Source organism: Vallitalea sediminicola, assembly GCF_054408565.1.
Genome location: NZ_BTPT01000012.1, coordinates 39,344 through 61,700, shown reverse-complemented (window position 1 = coordinate 61,700; position 22,357 = coordinate 39,344). Strand labels below are relative to the sequence as shown.

Sequence of the window (22,357 nt, the reverse complement as noted above, 5' to 3'; positions counted from 1 at the left end):
CTTATTTACCTTTCGGGGCTGGCTACCAAATATTATTATTGACATCAAAAGTTGTTATACAGGTTAAAAAACAAAAAAACTCGCAACTCCTTATCTTAAGGTTCTGCAAGTTTTAGTTATCATTTAATTAATATACTGTTTTCGACAAATATTCTATAATTCCCTTTTATTAACAAGTTCTCTAACTGATTTATCTGTTATATATGGTGAATACCTTATGTTATACAAACTCTGACTACCCTCATTACCATTTTCATCTGAAAAATGCAAAGTATATCTAATGTCATAAACATTATACTTACAATCATTCTCCAACATTTCAAAATTAGTATTAACACTTAACGTATTATAAGCTTCAAATGGTAATTGTAATTCATCTACAGGATAACATTCTATATCCTTTTGGTTATTATTATAATTCTCCTCTATTTCCATAATCTTATCATCATCAGTCTCTTCAGAGATATTCAATAAAGTGTTGTCTAATTCATCATTAGTAAGTAGACTCATTTTTACAAAATCACGTGTTTCTTCATAGAACTTAGATGTTATATCATTAATGGTTATATTATTATCAAGCTTATACATTGTCTTAGATAATCCTGTATTAGAAGAACTGCTCATTGCATTATGCAAGTCCCTTTCTTTATTTTTATTGACTATAATCTTACCAATATCCACCTTTTGTTCCAAACCATTATTATACGTAATGACTGCATCTTCTAATATAATATAATCCATTTTTTCATATTCTTTTTGTTGATCCTCATTCAGGCGAGTATAAAAAACAGCTGTATTACGATTATAATATTTCAAACTATTAGTATCTTGAAAGTTCCTATCATAAAAAATAAGATCATATTTAGGAAAATAGATACTATTCATTTTGATATTGTCTCTTCTATTGGTTATATACTGAATCCTAAGATCAAATTCATCTTGTAACGATACTTCCAAATAGTGCTCTAATACTATTGGTTCATCAATTTTATGTACTTGAATATTAATAACATTAAGTATCAGACCTACCAAACATACTATGACTCCAATAATCAGTATTTTTTTCTTATTAATCATTATCATTTTCCTTCTTTCCTATTTAGTTATGATTCATATCATTTCCTTTTCATTTTTACTAGCTCTGATATTAATTTAGCCGTAAAACAAGGATTATACCTTATATTAAGCAAATCTTCTTTGCCTACTGTTCCATTTTTATATGTATATTCTAATGTATAGCAAAGTTCATATATATTGAATCGCCTTTCATCCTCTGGTTTAACGTAGCTCCATACTTCCATATAATTAATTGCCTCATGTGGTAATGGTAATTGATCCATTGGTATAAAAACCCTGTCTTCTTTTTCATCATGAACATTAACATTTTTTGTTGGAAAACCCATATTACTAATGGTCCTATCAACAAAGTTCATATATACGAAATCATTAGTTTCATCATATAGTCTAGAAGTAATCTTATTGACTATGAAGCTATTATTCAGCTTAAAGCAGACCGATGATTGTCCAGAACTACTAGATCCTGACATAGTAGATTCTAAGCCTCTTTCCCTATCATTAGATAATATAATTTTCCCTATATCTACATTTTGGGTTAATCCATTATTATAAGTAATGACTGCATCTTCCAAAACAACTACATCATTTTCATTAAAATTCAAGTCATCATATGCGAGGTAAAGATTAACTATATTAACTCTATAGTATCTTGTCTCATACTCCTGTCTATAATCAACATAGAACAATAAATCTTGTTTAGGAAAATATACATTTAATATTTTACTTTTATCATTTAAATTAGTAATGAAATAAAAATTCAGATCTACATCTTGGTTTTCATTTAATTTATCCTCAATATAATGTTCTAAAATAATAGGTTCTTCTAATTGTTGAGCTTTATAATAAAATATATTACAGATTAGGCTAATGATAATTAACACCAAACACCCAACACCAATTAATTTTCTATATCTTTGCACTACATATTCCCCTTTTATAAAATCTTTCTTGAAACTAACATTACATATAAACATCATTGTTTAATATTTTACCATTAATGTTTCTTAAATACTACCTAAATAGTTTTGTGGCTAATTTTGCCAACAAAAATAAGGGCTAAACATAAATAAGCCCTTATTTCAATACTTCTATATTTTCAATTTATATTTATATAATATCAACAGCTCTTACTAACAATAACGAATCCCCAAGGCTCTACCATCTTACAATCTCCACCGCTAGATAAATCAATCTTATAATTGGTATCACCAATAACATTATCTATAGCTATACTCTCGTCACTACGATTAAGAATTACATAAGTTTCTTCATCATCATAACATCTCTTAAAAGCATATACCTTACTATTTCTTTCTGCCATGATTGTTTTATAATCACCATATTTTAGTGTATCCTTGTTACGTCTTAACTTAATGATATCTTGATAGAAGCTGTATATTTCTGTTCCTTCTTCTTTATCCCAGCTCATTGGTCTTCTATACTCATGTTCTTTTATACCGACTAAACCTTTCTCGTCACCATAAAATACCATAGGTACTCCTAAAAAAGTCATCTGGAATATTACAGACAGTTTAAATCGTTTCATATCTTCCTGACATATAGATAAAAATCTAGGCACATCATGACTATCTAGTAGATTCAACTGTCCATGAGTTATATTCTTATTGTAACGCATACGCATTGCTGTCACCCTGCTATCAAATCCATAACTATCCAATGTATCAACTGCAAAGAAATCACGACAGTTTTTACGCATATCATAATTCATAGAAGAGTCGAATTGATCTCCTAACAACCAATGCTGAGCAGACTCCCATACTTCTCCTATGATAAAACATTCTGGATTGATCGATTTGGCAGTCTTACGAAATTCACGCCAAAAAGTATCGTCTACCTCACTGGCTACATCTAATCTCCAGCCATCAATCCCATAACTCTCAGTCCAATACTTACATACATCTAAGAAATAATCAATTACCTCTTTATTGGATGTATTCATCTTAGGCATTTTACGCTCATAAGCAAAACAATCATATGTAGGTATGTCTTCTTGGTTGTCTGGACACTCAACAGGAAATTTCAATCCATAGAACCAATCTTTGTACTTAGATGCTTCTCCTTTTTTTAATACATCTTCAAACGCAAAGAAATGCCAACCACAGTGATTGAATACTCCGTCAATGATTACTCTGATATCATTATCATGACAAGCATCAACTAATTCTTTAAAATCTTCGTTGGTACCAAAACAAGGATCAATATTATAGTAACCTATCAAATCATATTTGTGCCATTCTCCAGCTACAAAGATCGGATTCATGTAAATACAATTGACACCTAACTCTAGAAAATAAGGGATATTCTCTTTTATTCCTTTTAAAGTTCCTCCACGCATACTATAGGTAGTATGATGTGAAAACTTGGCTTGATTTTCTTTATTACTAATATACCCTTTTGCAGTAGCAAAACTATCTGGAAATATATTATAAACTACTGCATCTTGTACCCATGATGGAATAGATGCAATATCTTCTCTTCTATTAAAAGGCAACTGATAGAACTCTGAACGTTCTATTGGTAGGGTAGTCATAAACATATCATAATAATAATACTTACTCTCTACTCCATCACTTAATTCAAAATAGTAGCATATACGTGTATAAGGTGATTGAAGAATGACTTCATAATAATCATATAGGTCATCTTGTGCAACTATCTTCATAGGTCTACTGCTGAAGATTACTGGATTTACACGACAAGCTCTATCCCCATAATGTAATATACAACTTTTTATATCATCCCTTGCTGTTCGTATTCTAAATACAATATTCTCCTCATCTATGCCATGAGCATAATTAGAAAGGGGTATATGTAATACTGCTTCATAATTCATCTGCATCCTTGTATACTAAATATATAATATTATATATTTGCATACTCTCCTTTCTTTTTATATATTTTTCTATATAATTCTCTAGGTAAATTACTTATAACTTATCCTTTTACTCCACCAGCTGTAAGGCCTGAAACCATATTTCTTTGTATCATAAGAAAGATAATTAGTATAGGAATAGCTGTTAATAGCGATGCTGCGGAGAAAATTGGCCAATTACGGGTATACTGAGTTGCTTGAAGCGCATATAATCCAGCAGCCAATGTGTATTTTTCTGAACCGGTCATAAAAGTCACTGCAAATATATATTCATTCCATACAAAAATGATAATCATAACTGCTGTTACTATGATAGATGGCTTTGCCAAAGGTATAATCAACTTAGTTACTAGCTGAAAATCATTAGCTCCATCAATTTTACCTGCTTCTTCAATCTCTATAGGTATAGTGTCAAAATATCCCTTCATATTCCATAACCCAAATATAGCCATTGTTCCTACATATATCAAAATTAATCCCAGATAGGAATTTACCAATTTCATAGGCATCAGTATACGGTAGATTGCAAACATTGATAAAATTGATGGAAAAGCATTAAGTATTATCAATATATATAAAATAGTTTTTCTTCCAATAAATTTGAATCTAGAAAAAGCATAGGCAGCAGGTATAGCTACTCCCAATGATATAGTTACCGTAGCGACAACTAATATTAATGTATTTTTTAACCATAAAAGATATGGTTCGTTAAATAATACCTCTTTATAATTATCAAGTGTCAATTCTTTTGGTACAAATGAGAATGATCCACTTAATATATTATTAGTACCATTCAATGATACAGATAAAGTATAGAGAACAGGTACAAGACACATAAGGCATGCGACAATAAAAAATATATTGAGTAAAATCATCTTAATCATATGACTTGTTTTTTTATGCATCTACATCTCCTCCTTTTAATCTGCCTCGAATGGTTAACGAGAATATAATTAATATCATAAATATAATTATGGATATTGCCGAACTGTAACCATAATTATTGGTGACAAAAGCTTTTTCATATGTATAAGTGATAATGGTATGAATATCTGCTCCTGTCTTGGAACCTTGTTGCTGTGTTAGCAGATAGATAATATCAAACTGCTTAAAAGTAGTGAATATAGTAATAACAACTGCTGGTGCAATAATAGGTTTCAACAGAGGTATAGTAATTTTTCTTGCCTTGTCAAAATGCCCTGCGCCCTCAATTGTTGCGCTTTCATAATATGTTTTATCAATACTTTGCAATGCTCCATCTATAATCATAATCATAAAGGGTAATGCCAACCACAGATTAACCATAACAGAAGAAGCAAAAGCTATGTTATTACTGTTTAACCAGTGTATATTAGCAAAACCTAGCTTATTAAGCCAATGATTCAATAAACCGAATTCTGTATTAAACATTCCCATCTTCCATAAAAGAATAGATATGTACCCAGGCATTGCCCAAGGGAACATAAGTATAGTTTTGTATAACCCTTTTAATCTAAGGCCTTCCACATTCAATAAACTTGCTATAATAAAAGCAATAACCATCTGTAATACCATGTTAACAATAGTCCATATAATTGTTCTACCAAAAGCCGTAAGGAATCCTGTATCTAGTACAAATAATGCTTTCATATAATTCTGAAATCCAATTACTTGAAAATCAAACCAATGATATACATTCATATTGGTAAGAGAGATATAACCAGTATAAAGGATAGGAAAAACAATCATAAGGCCTATTAATGCCAAACCAGGAAAAGAATATATATATGGAATAATCTTCTTGTAACCTCTTTTTTTCATTTCTGCACACCTGCCTTAATGTCACTTATACTCATATTGGTATACAGAAGGGGTACTTACCCCTTCTGTATATATTTATTTCATAGCTTCAATCTGTTCTAGTGCCTTTTTCTGCGCTTCATCTGAAGCTGTTACAGGATCTGCATCCCCTTTATTTACGCTTGATAATAAATTCTCTGTTATAGCCCACATAACATCCATCTCTGGTACATTAGGCATTGGTACAGCCGATGCGGATGCTTTTTTAAGTGTCATAACAATCTCATTATTCTTAACCGCATCATCATCATAGCATACATTGTTTACTGGCGCAGAACCAATAGCTTTTGCTAAATTGATACCTATATCAGGTTTTGATAACTGTTCTAGAACTTTTGCTACTGCTTCCTTCTTGCTTTCTGCTCCTTTTAATACACATATACCTTGTATACCAGCAAATGGGCTGATAGCTTTTAATGTTTCATTTACAACAGGCATAGGAGCTATACCAATATCAATACCATTCTCTACTAGGTCTGGAATTAACCATGGTCCACCAATAGTAGAATGAGCTTTACCTTCTTTGAATAATGTAGTCATTGTATTATAATCACCATCTATTGGCATATATTTTACAAATTGCTTATGATATTTGATAGCATCTTTTGTTTCCTGAAGGTCAAGACCTGGCTCAGCTTTTTCATTTATAACGAATCCATCATAAGCATGAATCCATCCTACAGTGAAATACGCTGTACTATGTTGCTCAACAAATCCGTAATTACCATCTTTTGTATTAGCTTCCATATAAGCCAATAAATCATCAGTTGTTCTTGGAGCCTCTTTCATAAGAGCTTTGTTATACATGAACAACAAAGATTCAAAGTAAATAGGTAATTGATATATTTGATCTTTATAAGTTGCTGCACTGACAGTCATAGGTATAAAATCATCAAATGTTGATTCAGGAATGAAATTGGTAATAGGTGATAAAATACCCATCTCAGCAAATATTCCTATCTTGTCATGTGCAAAGAAATACATATCAGGCGCACTACTCGGATCATTTCCAACAAGTTTTAGAGTCTCTGTTAACTTTTCTTTTCTTTCAACAGATACGATTATCTCTGGAGCTAACTTATCAAGTTCTTTCTGAATTTCTTCAGCTATAGCCTCTTGTGTCTCGTACCATATTTTAATATGTGTTGGTTCTTTGGTTTCTTCTTCCTTATTTCCTGAAGTGTTCTCACTTTCTAAATTTGCAGTAGTATCTTTGTCTTCTTCTTTTTTCTTACCACAACCTACAATAGTACCCATACATAGAGTGGCAACTAGTAAAATAGCTAAGATTTTTTTCATGTTAATGCCTCCCATTTTGATTGTCTAAAGAATTTCACCAACGCTTGTGGTGAAATCCTTTGTTTAACATTCTTTCTTTAATGCCTTAATTCCAATTATAAACAGGTGTTTCAGATGTACCATTAACATCGGATGTAGAAGTAAATACTCTGTTAGCCCCTGATTCCCAAGTTACATTACCATTAGCATCTTTTTTAATAAATTTAAATTCAAAAGTTGTATTAGCTGGTACACTGACTGGTAAAAACCACTCTGGATAATTAGGATTCATCATAGTTTCTGTACACTTATCTGTATTCCAATTACCTAACTCTGGAATGCTACCTACAACATGAATTGTATCACCATAACCTGTATTAGCATTCACATGGAATATAGCTTGCACTTGATCACCAGATAAAACTGTATATCCAAAAGTATTACTTGTACTTCCATTATTAGTAACTGTTATATTGACGTCACCAGCAGTTACATTAGGTACTATGGTTTCTATGTAATCAGCTGTATTAGCTACAACGTTTGCACTAACACCATCAAATTTCACATCAATATTTCCATCAAAATTATTTCCGTAGATATATACTTTATTACCTACACGGCCCATAGTTGACATAACATTACCAATTTTAGGTCCATTATTATTTGAATTACAAGACCATACTCCTGCATATCCTCCTGGCAATGTACCTATGTACACTTGACCACCATTAGAAACTACAAGTCCACTAGCTTTCATGATACCCTCAAGTTCATCGTTATAATTACCATCTGCAAAACCAGTAGTTACATTAGTATTAACTGTCACTGAATTGTCAGGCTGACGATTGATAGCTATTAGAACCTCTTTATCAAAGAATTTACGTGTCATAACTAACACATCATTATTTGAATAAAGTATTTGTGTTGTTCCATAAGCCAATGCATCATTTTCTTGTCTTAGATCTGACATGTTCTTAATGATGTTATAAGCATCTGTTGATGTATTGAAGCTGGAATCTACTTCCATGAACATTCTTCCGCCAACATCACTACTTGTATCAGGTGTCATGTACTGCTCTGTTCCATAATATATATTAGGAGTTCCTCTTGATGTAAGAAGTGCTACCAATGCCGCATTATAGACTTCTCTACGTGCTTGATTATAACCAAATCTAGTTACATCATGATTATCAAGAAAAGTAACTGCTTGATTTTCATAAGTATATTCACCAGTTGTAAAACATAACATATTTCCAAAATCAGCCATGCTAGTACTAAAATCTCCAAATGTAGTTGTTATGCATCTAAAGAATTCAAAGTCAAGATTATTGACCCCTGTTCTATCTGGAAATGATTGATATTCATCAAATTTCGGATCAGGTCTACCAATAAAGAATTCACCAAAATGAGTTAAAGGTCCATTATTATTACTGTCAATACTATCTTTTAGACCTTTTACAAAAGCAGGATTCATATGTAGAGTTGCATCATGTCTAAGACCATCAATTCCTTTATCAGCCCAAAACTGAGCTGCTTTTTCTAGGTACTCTACTACAACACCATTTTCTTGAGAATAATCAGCTAATGAACCTAGCTCTTTATGTCTAAAACCAAAGTGTGATGTATCAGTACCTCTGTCTCCTAGACCATGAAAAAACCCTTGAGTATCATTATGTGGATCTGCTAATAAATTCTCTAATTGACCATCACCATTAAGATCTACTGGTTCGCCATCAGCATCAAATACATAATTTCCATTAGAATTCTTATCAGGTTCATATAATCTTCCGTCTTCTGGACTATTATTATCTGTTGGGTTCAACCAACGACTACTATGATTAGTTACAAAATCAATAACAAGCTTAATTCCATTAGCATGTAGAGCATCTCGCAATTGTTCAAACTTCTTCATAGATCCAAAGTGTTTATTAGTTGCAAAATAGTTTCTTACATGATAACCATGAAAACTGGTCCAAACATCTTGGCTACCACCTGGTTGATAATCGATAATCGGTGTATCACGATTTTCATAAGGTGCACTAATCCAAACTGCGGTTACACCCATACCTTTTAAGTAAGGTATTTTGTCAATTATACCTTGGAAATCTCCACCTTGATAGAGTTTCAAGTCATCTCCATCACCTTTATTATTGTTATCACTATCATCAAATAGCTGAGCTGATGATGGTACATTATTTGATGTGTCCCCATCTGCAAAACGGTCAGTAATAATCTGATAGACTACATCCTTAGGTGTAACAGGACCAAGTGGTAATGTACTAGCACTGACTGGTACATTCAACTGACAAACTACACACATCATAACCATGAAAAGAGCTACTATTTTCTTCTTCATTTTAAAATCCTCCTATAATTTGTTATGTTATTTAATTATTTATTTAAAACCCTAGTTAAGTTATACATGGAGGTCTATTAGTTTCTAGAGTTTGAAATACATTAATTACTTGGGAATATTTCAAAGACATATTTTTTACCAATTAAGGAAAGTGTTTTCCTTATTAACTTGAATATTTATTAGGATTAATTGGTAATTTTATACTAATTATACACTCGCATTTCATATATGTCAACAAATCAACTATATTTTGCTTGACTTTTTTAGGAAAACGTTGTACTATTTAAGTACAATGTTTTCCTAATATATAGAAAGGATTGATCTTATGGCAACTATTAAAGATGTTGCACGAGAAGCAGGAGTATCTATCTCGACAGTATCTAAGATTATAAATAAATCCTCCCCCATATCAGCTGCTACAACAGAGAAGGTTGAAGCTGTTATGAAAAAGTTACACTATTATCCTAATATAAGAGCAAGAAATTTTGCTAGACAGACAACAAAAAACATCATTTATATGATGAAAATTGAAAAGAATGTAGCTTTTACCAATCCCCATTCTTTTGAGATTATGTGCGGCATCCAAGAAGCTCTTGCTAAAAAAGACTATAATCTAAGTATTATAAGTTCTAATTCCGAGGAGGATATATCTAGGCTTATTGATAAAATTGTTTATCAAAAAAGTGCTGATGGTATAATTATTCATGCTTCAGCATTTGACCCTACAATAGAGAGTGTCATAACAAAATCCAATTTCCCTCATATGCTCATAGGCAAACCAGATTATAACAGTGCATTATGTTGGGTTGATATCAATAATTATCTATCTGGAGAAATTACAGCCAAACATGTTATTGGATTAGGTTATAAGAAGATAGCTTTCATAGGCGGAGCCGAAGATGATCATATATCTGGACATCGTTTGGAAGGCGCAAGAACTATAATAAATCGCAGTCATGGAACTCTACTTCATAATGAATATACTGATTCTTCTAAAGAAATGAGTTTTGAAGTAATGCATAAAATACTGAGAGAAAAAAAGACACCCGATACAGTAATTTGTGCTAATAATAATATAGCTCTTGGTGTAGTAGATGCCATTAAATACAATGATTTTAAGATACCTGATGATATATCCGTAATTACTTTTGATGATTATCCTTATTCTCGCATTACAGAGCCTATGTTGTCTGTAGTTAATATCGATGTCTTTGATATGGGTTATCAAGCTGCTAAAACTTTACTCAGAAAGATTAAGAACCCTAATCTGCAGGTTCAATCTTATTCTACTTTGCCTACGTTGATTGAAAGAGGTTCCACTGTAAAATCAAAATAATATTTTAACAATCTATTTTATAGTAATAACTAAATGCACTTAATGATTCTAAATTCTTATTTAGGTTTATTAAGTGTATTTTAATATATGTATAAATAAAATCTACAGTCTTATCCTTTATCAGCAATATGTAATTAATCTTATAGTAAATACTAGAGCCTGAATCATTTTCTAATGTTCCTAATAATATTCTAATTCTTATAATATTGCCATTAAATTTATTAAATTATATAATTAACTTTGTTGACTTTGTCGAAATATGTATAAATCTATGAATTATAACAAAACGCATTAGTCTATAGCAAAGAAATTAATAAAGGATATATTGGTGATAAACATGAGAAAATATTTCAATCGAAAAATTTTACTTATCATAATAGCAATAATGGTGTCATGTACAATATTTATATTTAATTATCACTATACTCCTCATAAGAAAATGCCTAGAGCCAAAAACGGAGTTATAGATCTTACAAACTGGAATTTCATAAAAGATGGTACAGTAAAGTTAGATGGGGAATGGGAATTATACTGGAACCAATTTTTATCATACAATGATTTTCAAAACAGCAGCACCATTAATTCAACTGATCATTTTCAAGTCCCTTCAATGTGGAAGGGTTCTACAATAAATGGAACAAATATTTCTGTAGAAGGTTATGCAACTTATAGATTAAAAGTCAGAACCAATAATAAGAATAATCTAAAAGGGCTAAGGCTTGTAACTATTTGTGATGCATATAAGATTTTTATAGATGACAAGATGATAGGTTCAAGTGGAACTTTAGGTCAGGATTTTGGCACGACCATATCTGAGTACAAACCCCAAATTCTTGTTTTTGAGCAAAATTCTATGGAGTTTGAAATATTAATCATGGTTTCTAACTATATTGATAAAAGAGGCGGCATTGTTCATTCCATTGAATTAGGAAATTATCAACAAATAATAAATATAAAAGAAAACGCCGTGAAAAGAGATGCGTTTCTTATTGGTGTATTCTTGATTATGTTCATGTACCATATAATCATCTATCTACGTACAAGAAGAGATGCGACCACAAAATATTTGGCTCTTATGCTTTTACTAGGAGCATCACGAGCGGCATTATCCCAAGAATATCTAATTCTCAATGTAATTCCATTGAACGTGGAAGGAATAATCTTCTTAAATTACATGACTGATTGTTGGGGTGTAACTGCATTATCACTCTTCACTTATAGAATGTATTCACAAGAGGTCTCCCAAAAAATTATAAGGGTAATAATTAGTATAGCATTCGTCTTCACTATAATGACTCTGCTTTTTCCACCTAGTATATATATGAATTATATTATATGCATTGATATATTTTTAGAGATAGTAATTATTTATCTAATAGCCACTCTATTCAAAGCTGTTAGAAGGAAAAGGCATGATGCTGTATTACTTCTTATAGGAATGATAGGTTTATTAGTGGATACTATGATTGAGATATTGGTTTATTGGGATATCATAAATAATTACGGAGATAAAATAACTGTTGCCGCCATGTTTTTGCTTGTATGCATACAATCCGTCATTTTAACGACTAGATATGCTAATAAGTTTTTTGAAGTAGAAAATCTATCTAAAAGATTGATAGCACTGGATAAGATAAAAGATGAATTCTTAATCAATACATCGTACGAATTAAAAACCCCTCTTCGTGGCATTATCAATATTAGTGAATATAGCTTGCAAGACTCTTTGGGTAAGCTCAATAATAAACAAAAAGAAAATCTGGAAATTGTAATTAAAATCAGTAAAAGCTTATTGAATCTGGTCAACGATCTATTAGATTATTCAAAGTTCAAATATGGTGATATAAGTATCCATAAAAAAAGTGTAGACATAAAAGAAATAGTCAATGTGGTATTGGAAATGTATAAATACATTGAAGTAAATAAAGATATTAAATTCATGAATCATATTCCCAAGGATGTTCCTCTTGTATATGGGGATGAAGATAGATTGATTCAGATTATATTCAACATTGTGGATAATGCAGTAAAATTTACTGACTTTGGTGAGATTAATATTTCTGCAGTAGCAGATAACACTATGGTAGAAATAAGCATAGAGGATACTGGTATAGGAATACCAAAAGATAAAATCAATTTTATTTTTCAAGTATTCAATCAAATAGATGATACTATAGCAAGAAAAAAAGGCGGAACAGGTTTAGGACTAAGCATAACAAAAGCCCTAGTAGAAGTACACGGAGGTAAAATTAGGATTAAATCAGAAATAGGTAAAGGTTCAAAAGTCATATTTACCCTTCCTATAAGTCATGACGAAAAAACAAATTTCGACTCTGAGATAATGACACAAAAATTAATATTCAATAATACCTTATTGAAAACAGTATCTAAAGAACCTTTATTCATTCAAGAAGATAAAGAAATCACTGTTTTGATTGTGGATGATGATGATATGAACAGGCAACTACTTATAAATATTTTATCAGCTGAAAATTATGATATTATTGCAGTTGCAAATGGCATGAAAGCATTAGAGGTATTATCAAAAAATAAAAATATAGATATTGTCATAATGGATATAATATTGCCTAGGATGTCAGGATATGAAGTATGTCGCAAGATCAGAAAAGAGTATACTCTTTTTGAACTACCCATACTTATGTTAACTTCCAAAAATTACTCTACAAGCATCTCAATCGGAATTGAAGCAGGAGCAAATGATTTTTTATCAAAAGCTTATGATAGAGGCGAAATAATAGTACGACTCAAAACTCTATTACAAATGAAAAAATCGATAGATTCCGCTATTAACTCAGAAATGGCTTTTTTACAAGCACAAATCAAACCACATTTTCTATTCAATGCTTTAAATACAATAGTATCTTTGTGCTATGTAGAACCTGAAAAAGCAGGGGAACTAATTGCTGAGCTAAGTAATTATTTAAGAGGTAGTTTTGATTTTAGCAATATAGAAAGATTCGTAAGTATGGAAAAGGAATTAGAGTTTATAGAATCCTATCTAGTTATTGAGAAAATGCGTTTCCAGGAAAAATTGAATTATCAATATGATCTATGTGACAATATAAACTTTATGGTTCCTACTCTAATTATACAACCTATAGTAGAAAATGCTATTAAACATGGAATATTGCCTACAACTAAAGGCGGAAATGTCCAGTTATGTATAAAACGAGAAGATGAATTTATCAGTATTATAGTCCAAGATGATGGCGTAGGAATTCCAAAAGAAAAATTAGCACATATTCTAGATGAAGAGTATGCTAGTAAAAGTGTAGGAATTAGAAATGTCAATAAGCGAATGAAACAAATTTATGGATATGGAATTGAGATTGACAGCGAACCCCATAAAGGAACTATAGTAAGAATTAGAATTCCATACAAAGGAGGAAACATCAATGTTGAAAACCCTATTGATAGATGATGAGAAATTTGCGTTAAAAGCTTTGCAACATTTATTAAAGAAATATCAAGATATAGAAATTGTTGGTACATATACGGATATAGATGCTGCATTAGAGAAAATAAAAAATGATACCGTGGATGTTATTTTTTTAGATATTGAAATGCCAAAAATGAAAGGAATCCATGCAGCTGACAAAATATCCTTGATTGACCCTAGTATAGGTATCATATTTGTTACAGCTTATGATGATTATGCTGTTGATGCATTTGAAATCAATGCAATTGATTATGTAATGAAACCAGTATTAAAAAGAAGATTGGACAAGACAATAGAACGTATCAGAAGCAAACATCATACTGTTGATAAATCAGATAAAAAATCTAAGCACAATAAAATATTATGCTTTAGAAATTTTGAATTATTTATTAATAATAAAATAATAAAATGGCGTACATCCAAATCAAAAGAACTCACCGCGTTCCTTATATATAATAAAGGAGAATTTGTTCATAGGGATAAAGTTATAGAAACCCTTTGGCCTGATAAAGAATACACCCAGTCTATAAAACTCCTGCATACTAGTATTTATTATATTAGAAAAGTATTAAAAGAAGCTGGAACTGGAGATATACTTATATATTCTAATGAAATGTATAAACTGAATACAGAAGAATTGGATTGTGATATATGCGAATTTTATAAAATAGAAAATATCAGTAATAAAATTACCAAATACAACATTGAAAGTCTTGAAAAAATGATTTCCTTATATCGTGGTGAATACTTCGAAGAAAATGATTATTCCTGGGTAGTACATGAAAGAGAAAGGTTATCACACATATATATGAATACCCTAAAAAAGATTGCGGATTATTATAACCAGCAAAGTGAATATAATAAAGCTCTATATTATCTTAAAAAAATAACAGAAAAAGATCCTTATAACGAAGAAATTCATGAAATCGTATTAGATACATACTTGCAAAAGAAAGATTTCAAATCTTTTTTGGAATACTATAATCAATTAGTCTCTGATTTCAAAAAAGAATTAGATATAGAGTTAAATAACAGTATACAAAAAAAATTTCACAATCTTAATAAATCAATTAAAATGTAAATATCTATAAGTCTGTGTCATCATACATGATACAGCTTTTTTTATACTTATATTTGTTGAGAAATTGTTGAGAACCATTTGATATGATATCTAAGAGTGGGATATGTTTCAGAATAAGGATTGTAGAAACTTTCTACACTTCACTACATTTTATTTATAATACAATAATTTTTGAGGAGGTTTTAAAATGTGGAAAAAAGAAATTGACATTAATGAAATCAAAGAGATAAGAGTTAAGACAACTGCTTATCTAGGAGTAGGTGCCATTCAAAAAATTCACGATATCATGAAAGAACTTAAAGATAAGCAAATAGACAAAGTTCTTATCATGACAGGAAAGAGTTCCTACAAAAAAACTGGTGCTTGGGACCATGTAGAAAAAGCACTTAAAGATAATTCAGTAGAATATGTTTTATATGATAAAGTAACTCCAAACCCTAACGTAGTTCAAGTTGATGAAGCTACTGAAATGGGAAGAATACTTGGAGCAAAAGCTGTCATTGGAATTGGTGGGGGTAGTCCTATTGATGCTGCAAAAGGAGCCGCTATATTATTAAAATACACTGATAAGAATGCAACTCAGTTATATGAATATGATTTTACTCCAACTGAAGCCATGCCTTTGATTGCTATAAACTTAACACATGGTACAGGTACTGAAGTAGATAGATTTGCTGTAACAACCATAGAAGAAAAAGAATTCAAGCCTGCAATAGCATATGATTGCATTTATCCTCTATATGCAATTGATGATCCAGCATTAATGACAACTCTTCCTAAGAACCAAACACTATACGTATCTGTTGATGCTATAAACCATGTTGTTGAAGCCGCTACAACAAAGGTTACAAATCCATTAGATATATTACTTGCTAAAGAGACTATTAGATTAATTGCTGAATATCTTCCTATAGCACTTGAAAATCCAGAAAATCTAGAAGCTAGATATTATCTTTCATACGCATCCTTAATTGCTGGGACTTCTTTTGACAATGGATTATTACACTTTACCCATGCTTTAGAGCATCCATTAAGTGGTGTCAAACCAGAATTAACTCATGGATTAGGACTTGGTATACTCCTTCCAGCAGTTATCAAAAACATTTATGCTGCAAGACCTAATACTTTAGCTGATATTTTAAGTCCTCTAGTAGAAGGATTGACAGGAGATCCATCAGAGGCTGATAAAGCTGTTGAAGGTGTTAGAAATTGGCTTCAATCAGTTGGAATCACAGAAAAATTATCTGATATGGGCTATGTGGAAAGTGATATTGATAAATTGACTAACTTGGCATTTGAAACTCCAGGATTAGAAGGCTTAATAAACTTAGCACCTGTAGAAGGCACAAGAGAAGTTGTAAGAAGCATCTACAGTGATTCATTTTAATATAAAAATTGTTGTTGTATAGGTTAGTGATAGTATATATTTAAATAGTCAGCAGCTGTTAATAAGTATAAAAATAGCAGCTGTTGATTTTTGTTAAAATCAGGAGATGAATATTATATGGGAATTGATTTAATTTTTATTGACTTAATGAAAAATATTAGAAGTGATTTTTTAGATAGTATATTTACTAATATCATTTTTCAAAAATCTATGTATATATGGATTATTTTAATAGTAGTTCTACTCTGTATAAAAAAGACTAGAAAACTTGGTATTGTTGCAGGAATTTCATTTGTTGTTACACTTATTGTGGGAGAAATAATTCTAAAAAATATAATTGATAGAGCAAGACCTTTTATAACCTATAATCTCGATGTTATAGTTAAAAAGCCAACTTCTTTTTCTTTTCCATCAGGAAGTACTGCATTATCTTTTGCAGTTTTTGGAGCATTTTTATTTAGTAAGAATAAGTATGGTATTGTCATATACGTATTTGCGGTAATTATAGCTTTTTCTAGGATATATTTGGGACTGCATTATTTTTCGGATGTTGTGGGAGGTATGGTTTTAGGTATTGTTTTGGCTTATTGGGTTGATAGAGTTGAAAAAAAGTTAATTCCCGTTAAAAAACAGAAATTAACTCTTTTATTATAATTATCCCTACCTACTAACCTAACCAACAATTCACAATTCATATAAGTCATATCCTATCCCATTTTAAACAATTTTTTAAATGAATTCAATCTAAAAGCAACTGTTGCCAATAATATAAGACCGAAAAGCGCGGTAATCAAAAATTGATCTACACGTAGTATATTCAATCCACTTGCTACTATCTGCAATAGTAATACTGCAAGTATCATGCCACTAATCTTTCCTTTTCCACCATTAGGGTCTATACCTCCAAGCACTGCAATAAGAACACTTTGAAGTAAATAACTTGTTGCATAACCAGACGCTGCTGAGTTGAATCTTGATGTCAATATAACTGCTGCTACACCAACAAAGAAACCAGATAAAGAGTATACTTTGATAATCATACGCTTTACATTAACACCTGAAAACTCTGTAGCAGTTGGATTGGAACCATACATATACGCCTTCTGTCCCAACGGTAGATGATGCAGTACAATATACATAATGATTGCACATACTGCAAATATATAAAGCGGAACAGGTATTCCCAAAAGACTTTTGTTTCCTATGAACTGAAAACTCTCAGGAAAACCAGAAACAATCTCACCTTTTGTAATTACAATACTAACACCAGTTATAAGCATCTGCATACTTAATGTTACCAAAATAGCCGGAACTTTTAGATATGCAATAATAACTCCACTACCAAAAGAAACCAGTACACTAATTGAAATTCCTACTATAATAACTAATATCACCACTCCAAAGTTTTCAGTACCTTTTGGAATCAAAGAGGTCATCATCTTAGCCATAATAATTCCTGAAAGATTGGCAGATGCAATACATGAAAGATTGATGCCTCCTGTTATCATTGTAATCATCATACATAAGGTTAGCAATCCCATTTCAGGAAACTGTCGAGTTACAGAAATAAAAGTGTTGTATGATAAAAATCGTTCACTAATTAGAGAAACGATAATAACAACAATCATCATAATAATAGATAGCATTATATTATCTCTATTTCTCTTTACTATAGAACTTTGCATATTCATTTTCATTGCTCAATCTCCTTCCCTCTTTTTTTCCTTCCTCTAAGTCCAGTGAAACAGAAACTCATCATTACAACAACGCCCATAAACAGCGTTTGATAATAACTAGATACACCTACAAAAACAAGTCCATTATTGATTACTGTTACAAGCATCAATCCAAACAATGTACCAATAACCGTTCCTTTACCTCCTGATAAAGCCGCACCACCTAAAACAACCATTGCAAGTACTTCCATTTCTTTTCCTATGAGTGCATTAGGTGCTACATTTTGCGTTACATACATAAGCACTACAGAACCCAAAGCAGCCATTACACCCATATAAGCATAAGCAAAAAGAAGCGTACGGTAAACTTTGATTCCAACTCGCTTGGAAGCTTCGGCATTATCACCCACAGCATAAACATGACGACCAATATTACTATACTTTAAAATCCACCATGTAAGCAATGAAGCAAACACTAGTATTCCTATAGGAATAACCAATACTGTAACAGAAGTCTTTGTTGCAAACCACTCAGGGAAACCATATAGCCAAGTACCACCTGTAAAATACATTAAAAAGCCATAAAATACGTTCATTGTTGCAATCGTTATGATAATAGCCGGAACTTTCAAGTTATACACTAATGCAGCATTAATAAGTCCTAGAACAATACCAACCATTATAGCTACGCCAAACACAACAAACATATTCCCACCAATATTCATTATGAACATCGCAGCAAGGTATTGTGCAACAGTTGCCGTTGCCATAAAAGAAATATCTATGCCACCTGATATAATAACCACCAACAAACCGATAGCCATAACCCCTAGAGCGGCGGCACTTGCAAGCATATCAGTAATATTTCCAAAAGAAAGAAATCTCCCTTTTGAAACCACGGTTAAAACAGCGACTAAAGACAAAACTACCATCATAAGATAAAATTCATGGGTCTGAAAAATCTTTTTCATTGCGCTTTTATTGTGTTTGTAAGACATCATCATAAAACTCCTTTTCACTAATTTCCATGGTATTAACTTCTTTTACAATGCATCCTTTACTCATGATAAGACAACGTGAGCAGTTGTAATAAATCTCAGGAACTTCATCAGATATAATGATAATTCCCATACCACTTTTTGCCAATGATCGGATAATATCATATATAACACTCTTAGCTCCAATATCAATACCATTTGTTGGTTCATCCAATATTAATACATTTGGTTCAATAGCCAACCATTTTGCTATAACAATTTTTTGTTGGTTACCACCAGACATAGCTGATGCATGAATGTTTGGAGTTGCGCTTTTTATGCTTAACTTTTCTATATAATCATTTGTTATCTTCTCTTGCCTTTTTTTATTTATGAGTCCAAATTTTTCTTGTAATTTCTCGATAATCGTAAGAGACATGTTATTCTTAACTGATTGATCAATAACCAACCCTTGCAGAAGCCTGTCCTCTGGAACATAAGCTATTTTATTCTTTATAGCACATTTATTGGTTTTTAGTTTTACCTTTTCACCTTCAATAATAATATCACCCGAAGTAGGCGCATTCATACCAAACAACGAAAGTGCAAGTTCCGTTCTACCTGATCCTAATAATCCAATAATTCCAAGCACCTCTCCTTTACTAAGTTGAAAAGAAATATCCTTATAATGCCCGACACGATAAAGATTTTTTACTTCTAAAAGTGTAGTATCATAATCTGGTATATTGAATTTTTGTTCAGGCACGATGTTTTGTTCACTAATAAGATAACCAAGTTTGGTATCATCAATATCATCAGCTGCAAAAACGCCAACAATTTTCCCATCACGTAACGCTGAGATACGTTCTGCAATTTCTAATATTTCATCCAGCCTATGGCTAACAAACATTATTGTCATACCTTTTTTTTGCAAATCTCTTATGATACCAAATAATATATTAACCTCTTTACGTGTAAGCGATGATGTAGGTTCATCCATAATTACCAGTTCAGCATCGGTTGCTATTGCTCTTGCTATCGCTACCAATTGCCTATCTGCTATAGAAAGTTCTGAAACGGGAGTCGATAAATCAAATTCTACTTGAATTTTCCTAAGAGCCTCTTCCGCCTTTTTATGGATTTCCTTCCAATTGATATGTCCCACAGCTTTATCTGCATAAGAATTAATTGCAATGTTCTCTGCTATAGTCATATTTGGAAATACACTTAAATCTTGATATATAACAGAAACCTTATCATTTGTATTCCTATCATTTACTTCAATTACCTTATCTTTGTCAAATATACGAACAATAGAATTTTTGTCTGGTTTAAGCACTCCCGCAATAATTTTAATAAGCGTAGATTTTCCAGAACCGTTTTGTCCAACAAGACAGTGTATTTCACCTTTTTCTAATTCGAATTCAACATTCTCCAATGCTTTTACTCCACCATATGTTTTACTGACTTGCTTCATTTCTAAAAAAAGTTCTGACATAAATTACCTCCATCATACTATAATAATGGTGCTGAGTAACTTGACGTCACTCAGCATCAACCATTTTACTAATTAAAATCCTAGAGAATCTGCATTTTCATCAGTAATATTTAATGTAGCATCAAATATCAAAACATTTTCATTTTCAACTTTTGGTTTACCTATTTCTGGAACATCAATTGATTCTACATCTTTACCTTCGAGTAATGATTTTGCTACATATACAGCAGCATATCCTGAATCAGATGGGTTCCAAAGCACTCCATGATCTATAGAACCATCAGCAAGATATTGTGCAGCCTGTGAAGGAATAACTGTACCTGTTACAGCGATATCATCAGTCATCTTTTTCTCTCTTAACGCTTCAGCTGCACCAATTGGACCAAGACTTCCCCATCCTATTATTGCTTTTAGGTCAGGATAAGATTTGATAAGTTCAAGTGTCTTAGTACGTGATAATTCTGTATCTTCTCCACATGGGATACGGTCTGTTGCTTCTGTCATATTAGGATAATTTTCTGCAAGATATTCTGTAGCTAAATCAGCCCATTCGTTATGTAGGGGAACTGAAAGTCCTCCAACAAACAATACATATTGTCCTTCTCCACCAGCAGCCTTAGCAGCAGCTTCAGCAGCAGCAATGGCGAAATTTTTATTATCAATCATTTCTGTATCATAATCAGCTCCAACTTGTCCTGGAGATTCGTTAGCAATAACTAAAATACCCTTTTCTTGTGCACTTTTTAACGTTGGCTCAAGAACTGTTGCATCATTAGGTACTACCACTATTGCATCAACACCAGTTGTTATAAGGTCTTCAATAATCTTCTTTTGCAATGCTGGGTCAGCATCTGTTGCACCAGTTACATATGCCTTTACTCCTAAATCCTTCGCTGCCTTTTTAACTCCTTCTTCCATAACGTTGAAAAATGGAATACCTGTTAATTTTACAACTACTGCAATTTCATAATCATCTTTAGCACTGTCATCTTTAGTACTATTATCTGTCGTTTTATTATCTGTTGTACTGTTATCACTAGTATTATCTGTAGGTGGTACCTCTTTCTTAGTTTTACATCCTGCAAAAACCAACATTACCATAGTCAAAATCATAATTACTGATATCGTCTTTTTCATTTTGTCCTCCTTTAATATTTTTTTTGCTTGCTCCAATGTTCTTTTATGCTTATCATTAGCATAAAATTAAATCTCATTCTTCATAGAACACATTGAGAAACTCATAGAAACTTTACACCTATCAGATGTCGATAAACAACTTACCCTTAAGAAGCATTAGATAACCATATCTCAGGCTTCACATGCAAATGTAACTTGTTTCACTTATTATATTACTACTTTTTATGTGTCTTGTCAATAATAACTAAAATTTTTCTTTTACCTCATATTATTTTAGTTATTATTTTACCATGTATTGTTAATGTAACGCTTTATTTATGCATCATTAGTATTTTATTAATATATATATTTTCTTTTTTGTA

The 22,357-nt window shown here is 31.5% G+C and carries 16 protein-coding genes; 5 read left to right on the top strand and 11 right to left on the bottom strand.

Annotated elements, in window-relative coordinates:
* Nucleotides 1–153: 153 nt before the first annotated feature.
* The 7 genes from ACX6CF_RS05460 to ACX6CF_RS05430 form a co-directional block, all read right to left on the bottom strand.
* Nucleotides 154–1,077 (bottom strand): hypothetical protein, encoded by a 924-nt coding sequence (locus ACX6CF_RS05460; RefSeq protein WP_458784296.1) that lies wholly within the window; start codon nt 1,075–1,077, stop codon nt 154–156.
* A 38-nt stretch (nt 1,078–1,115) separates the two neighbouring features.
* Nucleotides 1,116–1,997, bottom strand: a complete 882-nt coding sequence (locus ACX6CF_RS05455; RefSeq protein WP_458784295.1) for a hypothetical protein — start codon at nt 1,995–1,997, stop codon at nt 1,116–1,118.
* Between the two features lie 197 nt (nt 1,998–2,194).
* Nucleotides 2,195–3,931 carry a glycoside hydrolase family 13 protein gene (locus ACX6CF_RS05450; protein WP_458784294.1) on the bottom strand — a complete coding sequence of 579 codons (1,737 nt, stop codon included), beginning with the start codon at nt 3,929–3,931 and terminating at the stop codon, nt 2,195–2,197.
* Between the two features lie 101 nt (nt 3,932–4,032).
* Complete coding sequence (locus tag ACX6CF_RS05445) at nt 4,033–4,875, bottom strand: sugar ABC transporter permease (protein ID WP_458784293.1); 843 nt, start codon at nt 4,873–4,875, stop codon at nt 4,033–4,035.
* Nucleotides 4,868–5,770, bottom strand: a complete 903-nt coding sequence (locus tag ACX6CF_RS05440; protein ID WP_458784292.1) for a carbohydrate ABC transporter permease — start codon at nt 5,768–5,770, stop codon at nt 4,868–4,870. The genes ACX6CF_RS05445 and ACX6CF_RS05440 overlap by 8 nt, the downstream gene beginning before the upstream one ends.
* Before the next feature lie 75 nt (nt 5,771–5,845).
* Nucleotides 5,846–7,108, bottom strand: a complete 1,263-nt coding sequence (locus tag ACX6CF_RS05435) for an extracellular solute-binding protein (RefSeq protein WP_458784291.1) — start codon at nt 7,106–7,108, stop codon at nt 5,846–5,848.
* Between the two features lie 85 nt (nt 7,109–7,193).
* Nucleotides 7,194–9,443: an alpha-amylase family glycosyl hydrolase gene (locus tag ACX6CF_RS05430; protein ID WP_458784290.1), complete on the bottom strand. Its 2,250-nt coding sequence runs from the start codon at nt 9,441–9,443 to the stop codon at nt 7,194–7,196.
* 325 nt (nt 9,444–9,768) lie between these two features.
* Between ACX6CF_RS05430 and ACX6CF_RS05425 the strand changes: the two genes are divergently transcribed.
* The 5 genes from ACX6CF_RS05425 (at nt 9,769) to ACX6CF_RS05405 (ending at nt 17,361) form a co-directional block, all read left to right on the top strand.
* Nucleotides 9,769–10,779, top strand: a complete 1,011-nt coding sequence (locus tag ACX6CF_RS05425) for a LacI family DNA-binding transcriptional regulator (protein ID WP_458784289.1) — start codon at nt 9,769–9,771, stop codon at nt 10,777–10,779.
* 337 nt (nt 10,780–11,116) lie between these two features.
* Entirely contained in the window at nt 11,117–14,221 is a 3,105-nt protein-coding gene (locus tag ACX6CF_RS05420) for a hybrid sensor histidine kinase/response regulator (RefSeq protein ID WP_458784288.1), read from the top strand.
* Nucleotides 14,196–15,320 (top strand): response regulator, encoded by a 1,125-nt coding sequence (locus tag ACX6CF_RS05415; RefSeq protein WP_458784287.1) that lies wholly within the window; start codon nt 14,196–14,198, stop codon nt 15,318–15,320. The genes ACX6CF_RS05420 and ACX6CF_RS05415 overlap by 26 nt, the downstream gene beginning before the upstream one ends.
* A 187-nt stretch (nt 15,321–15,507) precedes the next feature.
* Nucleotides 15,508–16,707, top strand: a complete 1,200-nt coding sequence (locus ACX6CF_RS05410) for an iron-containing alcohol dehydrogenase (protein ID WP_458784286.1) — start codon at nt 15,508–15,510, stop codon at nt 16,705–16,707.
* A 117-nt stretch (nt 16,708–16,824) separates the two neighbouring features.
* Nucleotides 16,825–17,361, top strand: coding sequence for a phosphatase PAP2 family protein (locus ACX6CF_RS05405; protein ID WP_458784285.1), 537 nt, complete (start codon nt 16,825–16,827; stop codon nt 17,359–17,361).
* Between the two features lie 53 nt (nt 17,362–17,414).
* Here the strand turns inward: ACX6CF_RS05405 and ACX6CF_RS05400 are convergent, their stop codons facing one another.
* The 4 genes from ACX6CF_RS05400 to ACX6CF_RS05385 form a co-directional block, all read right to left on the bottom strand.
* Nucleotides 17,415–18,404, bottom strand: coding sequence for an ABC transporter permease (locus ACX6CF_RS05400; RefSeq protein ID WP_458784284.1), 990 nt, complete (start codon nt 18,402–18,404; stop codon nt 17,415–17,417).
* Nucleotides 18,401–19,282 (bottom strand): ABC transporter permease, encoded by an 882-nt coding sequence (locus ACX6CF_RS05395; RefSeq protein WP_458784283.1) that lies wholly within the window; start codon nt 19,280–19,282, stop codon nt 18,401–18,403. The genes ACX6CF_RS05400 and ACX6CF_RS05395 overlap by 4 nt, the downstream gene beginning before the upstream one ends.
* Nucleotides 19,283–19,361: 79 nt before the next feature.
* Nucleotides 19,362–20,858, bottom strand: coding sequence for a sugar ABC transporter ATP-binding protein (locus tag ACX6CF_RS05390; RefSeq protein ID WP_458784282.1), 1,497 nt, complete (start codon nt 20,856–20,858; stop codon nt 19,362–19,364).
* Between the two features lie 72 nt (nt 20,859–20,930).
* The gene (locus tag ACX6CF_RS05385; RefSeq protein WP_458784281.1) at nt 20,931–21,995 is read right to left on the bottom strand and encodes a substrate-binding domain-containing protein; all 1,065 of its coding nucleotides are present in this window, start codon (nt 21,993–21,995) and stop codon (nt 20,931–20,933) included.
* Between the last annotated feature and the right edge of the window lie 362 nt (nt 21,996–22,357).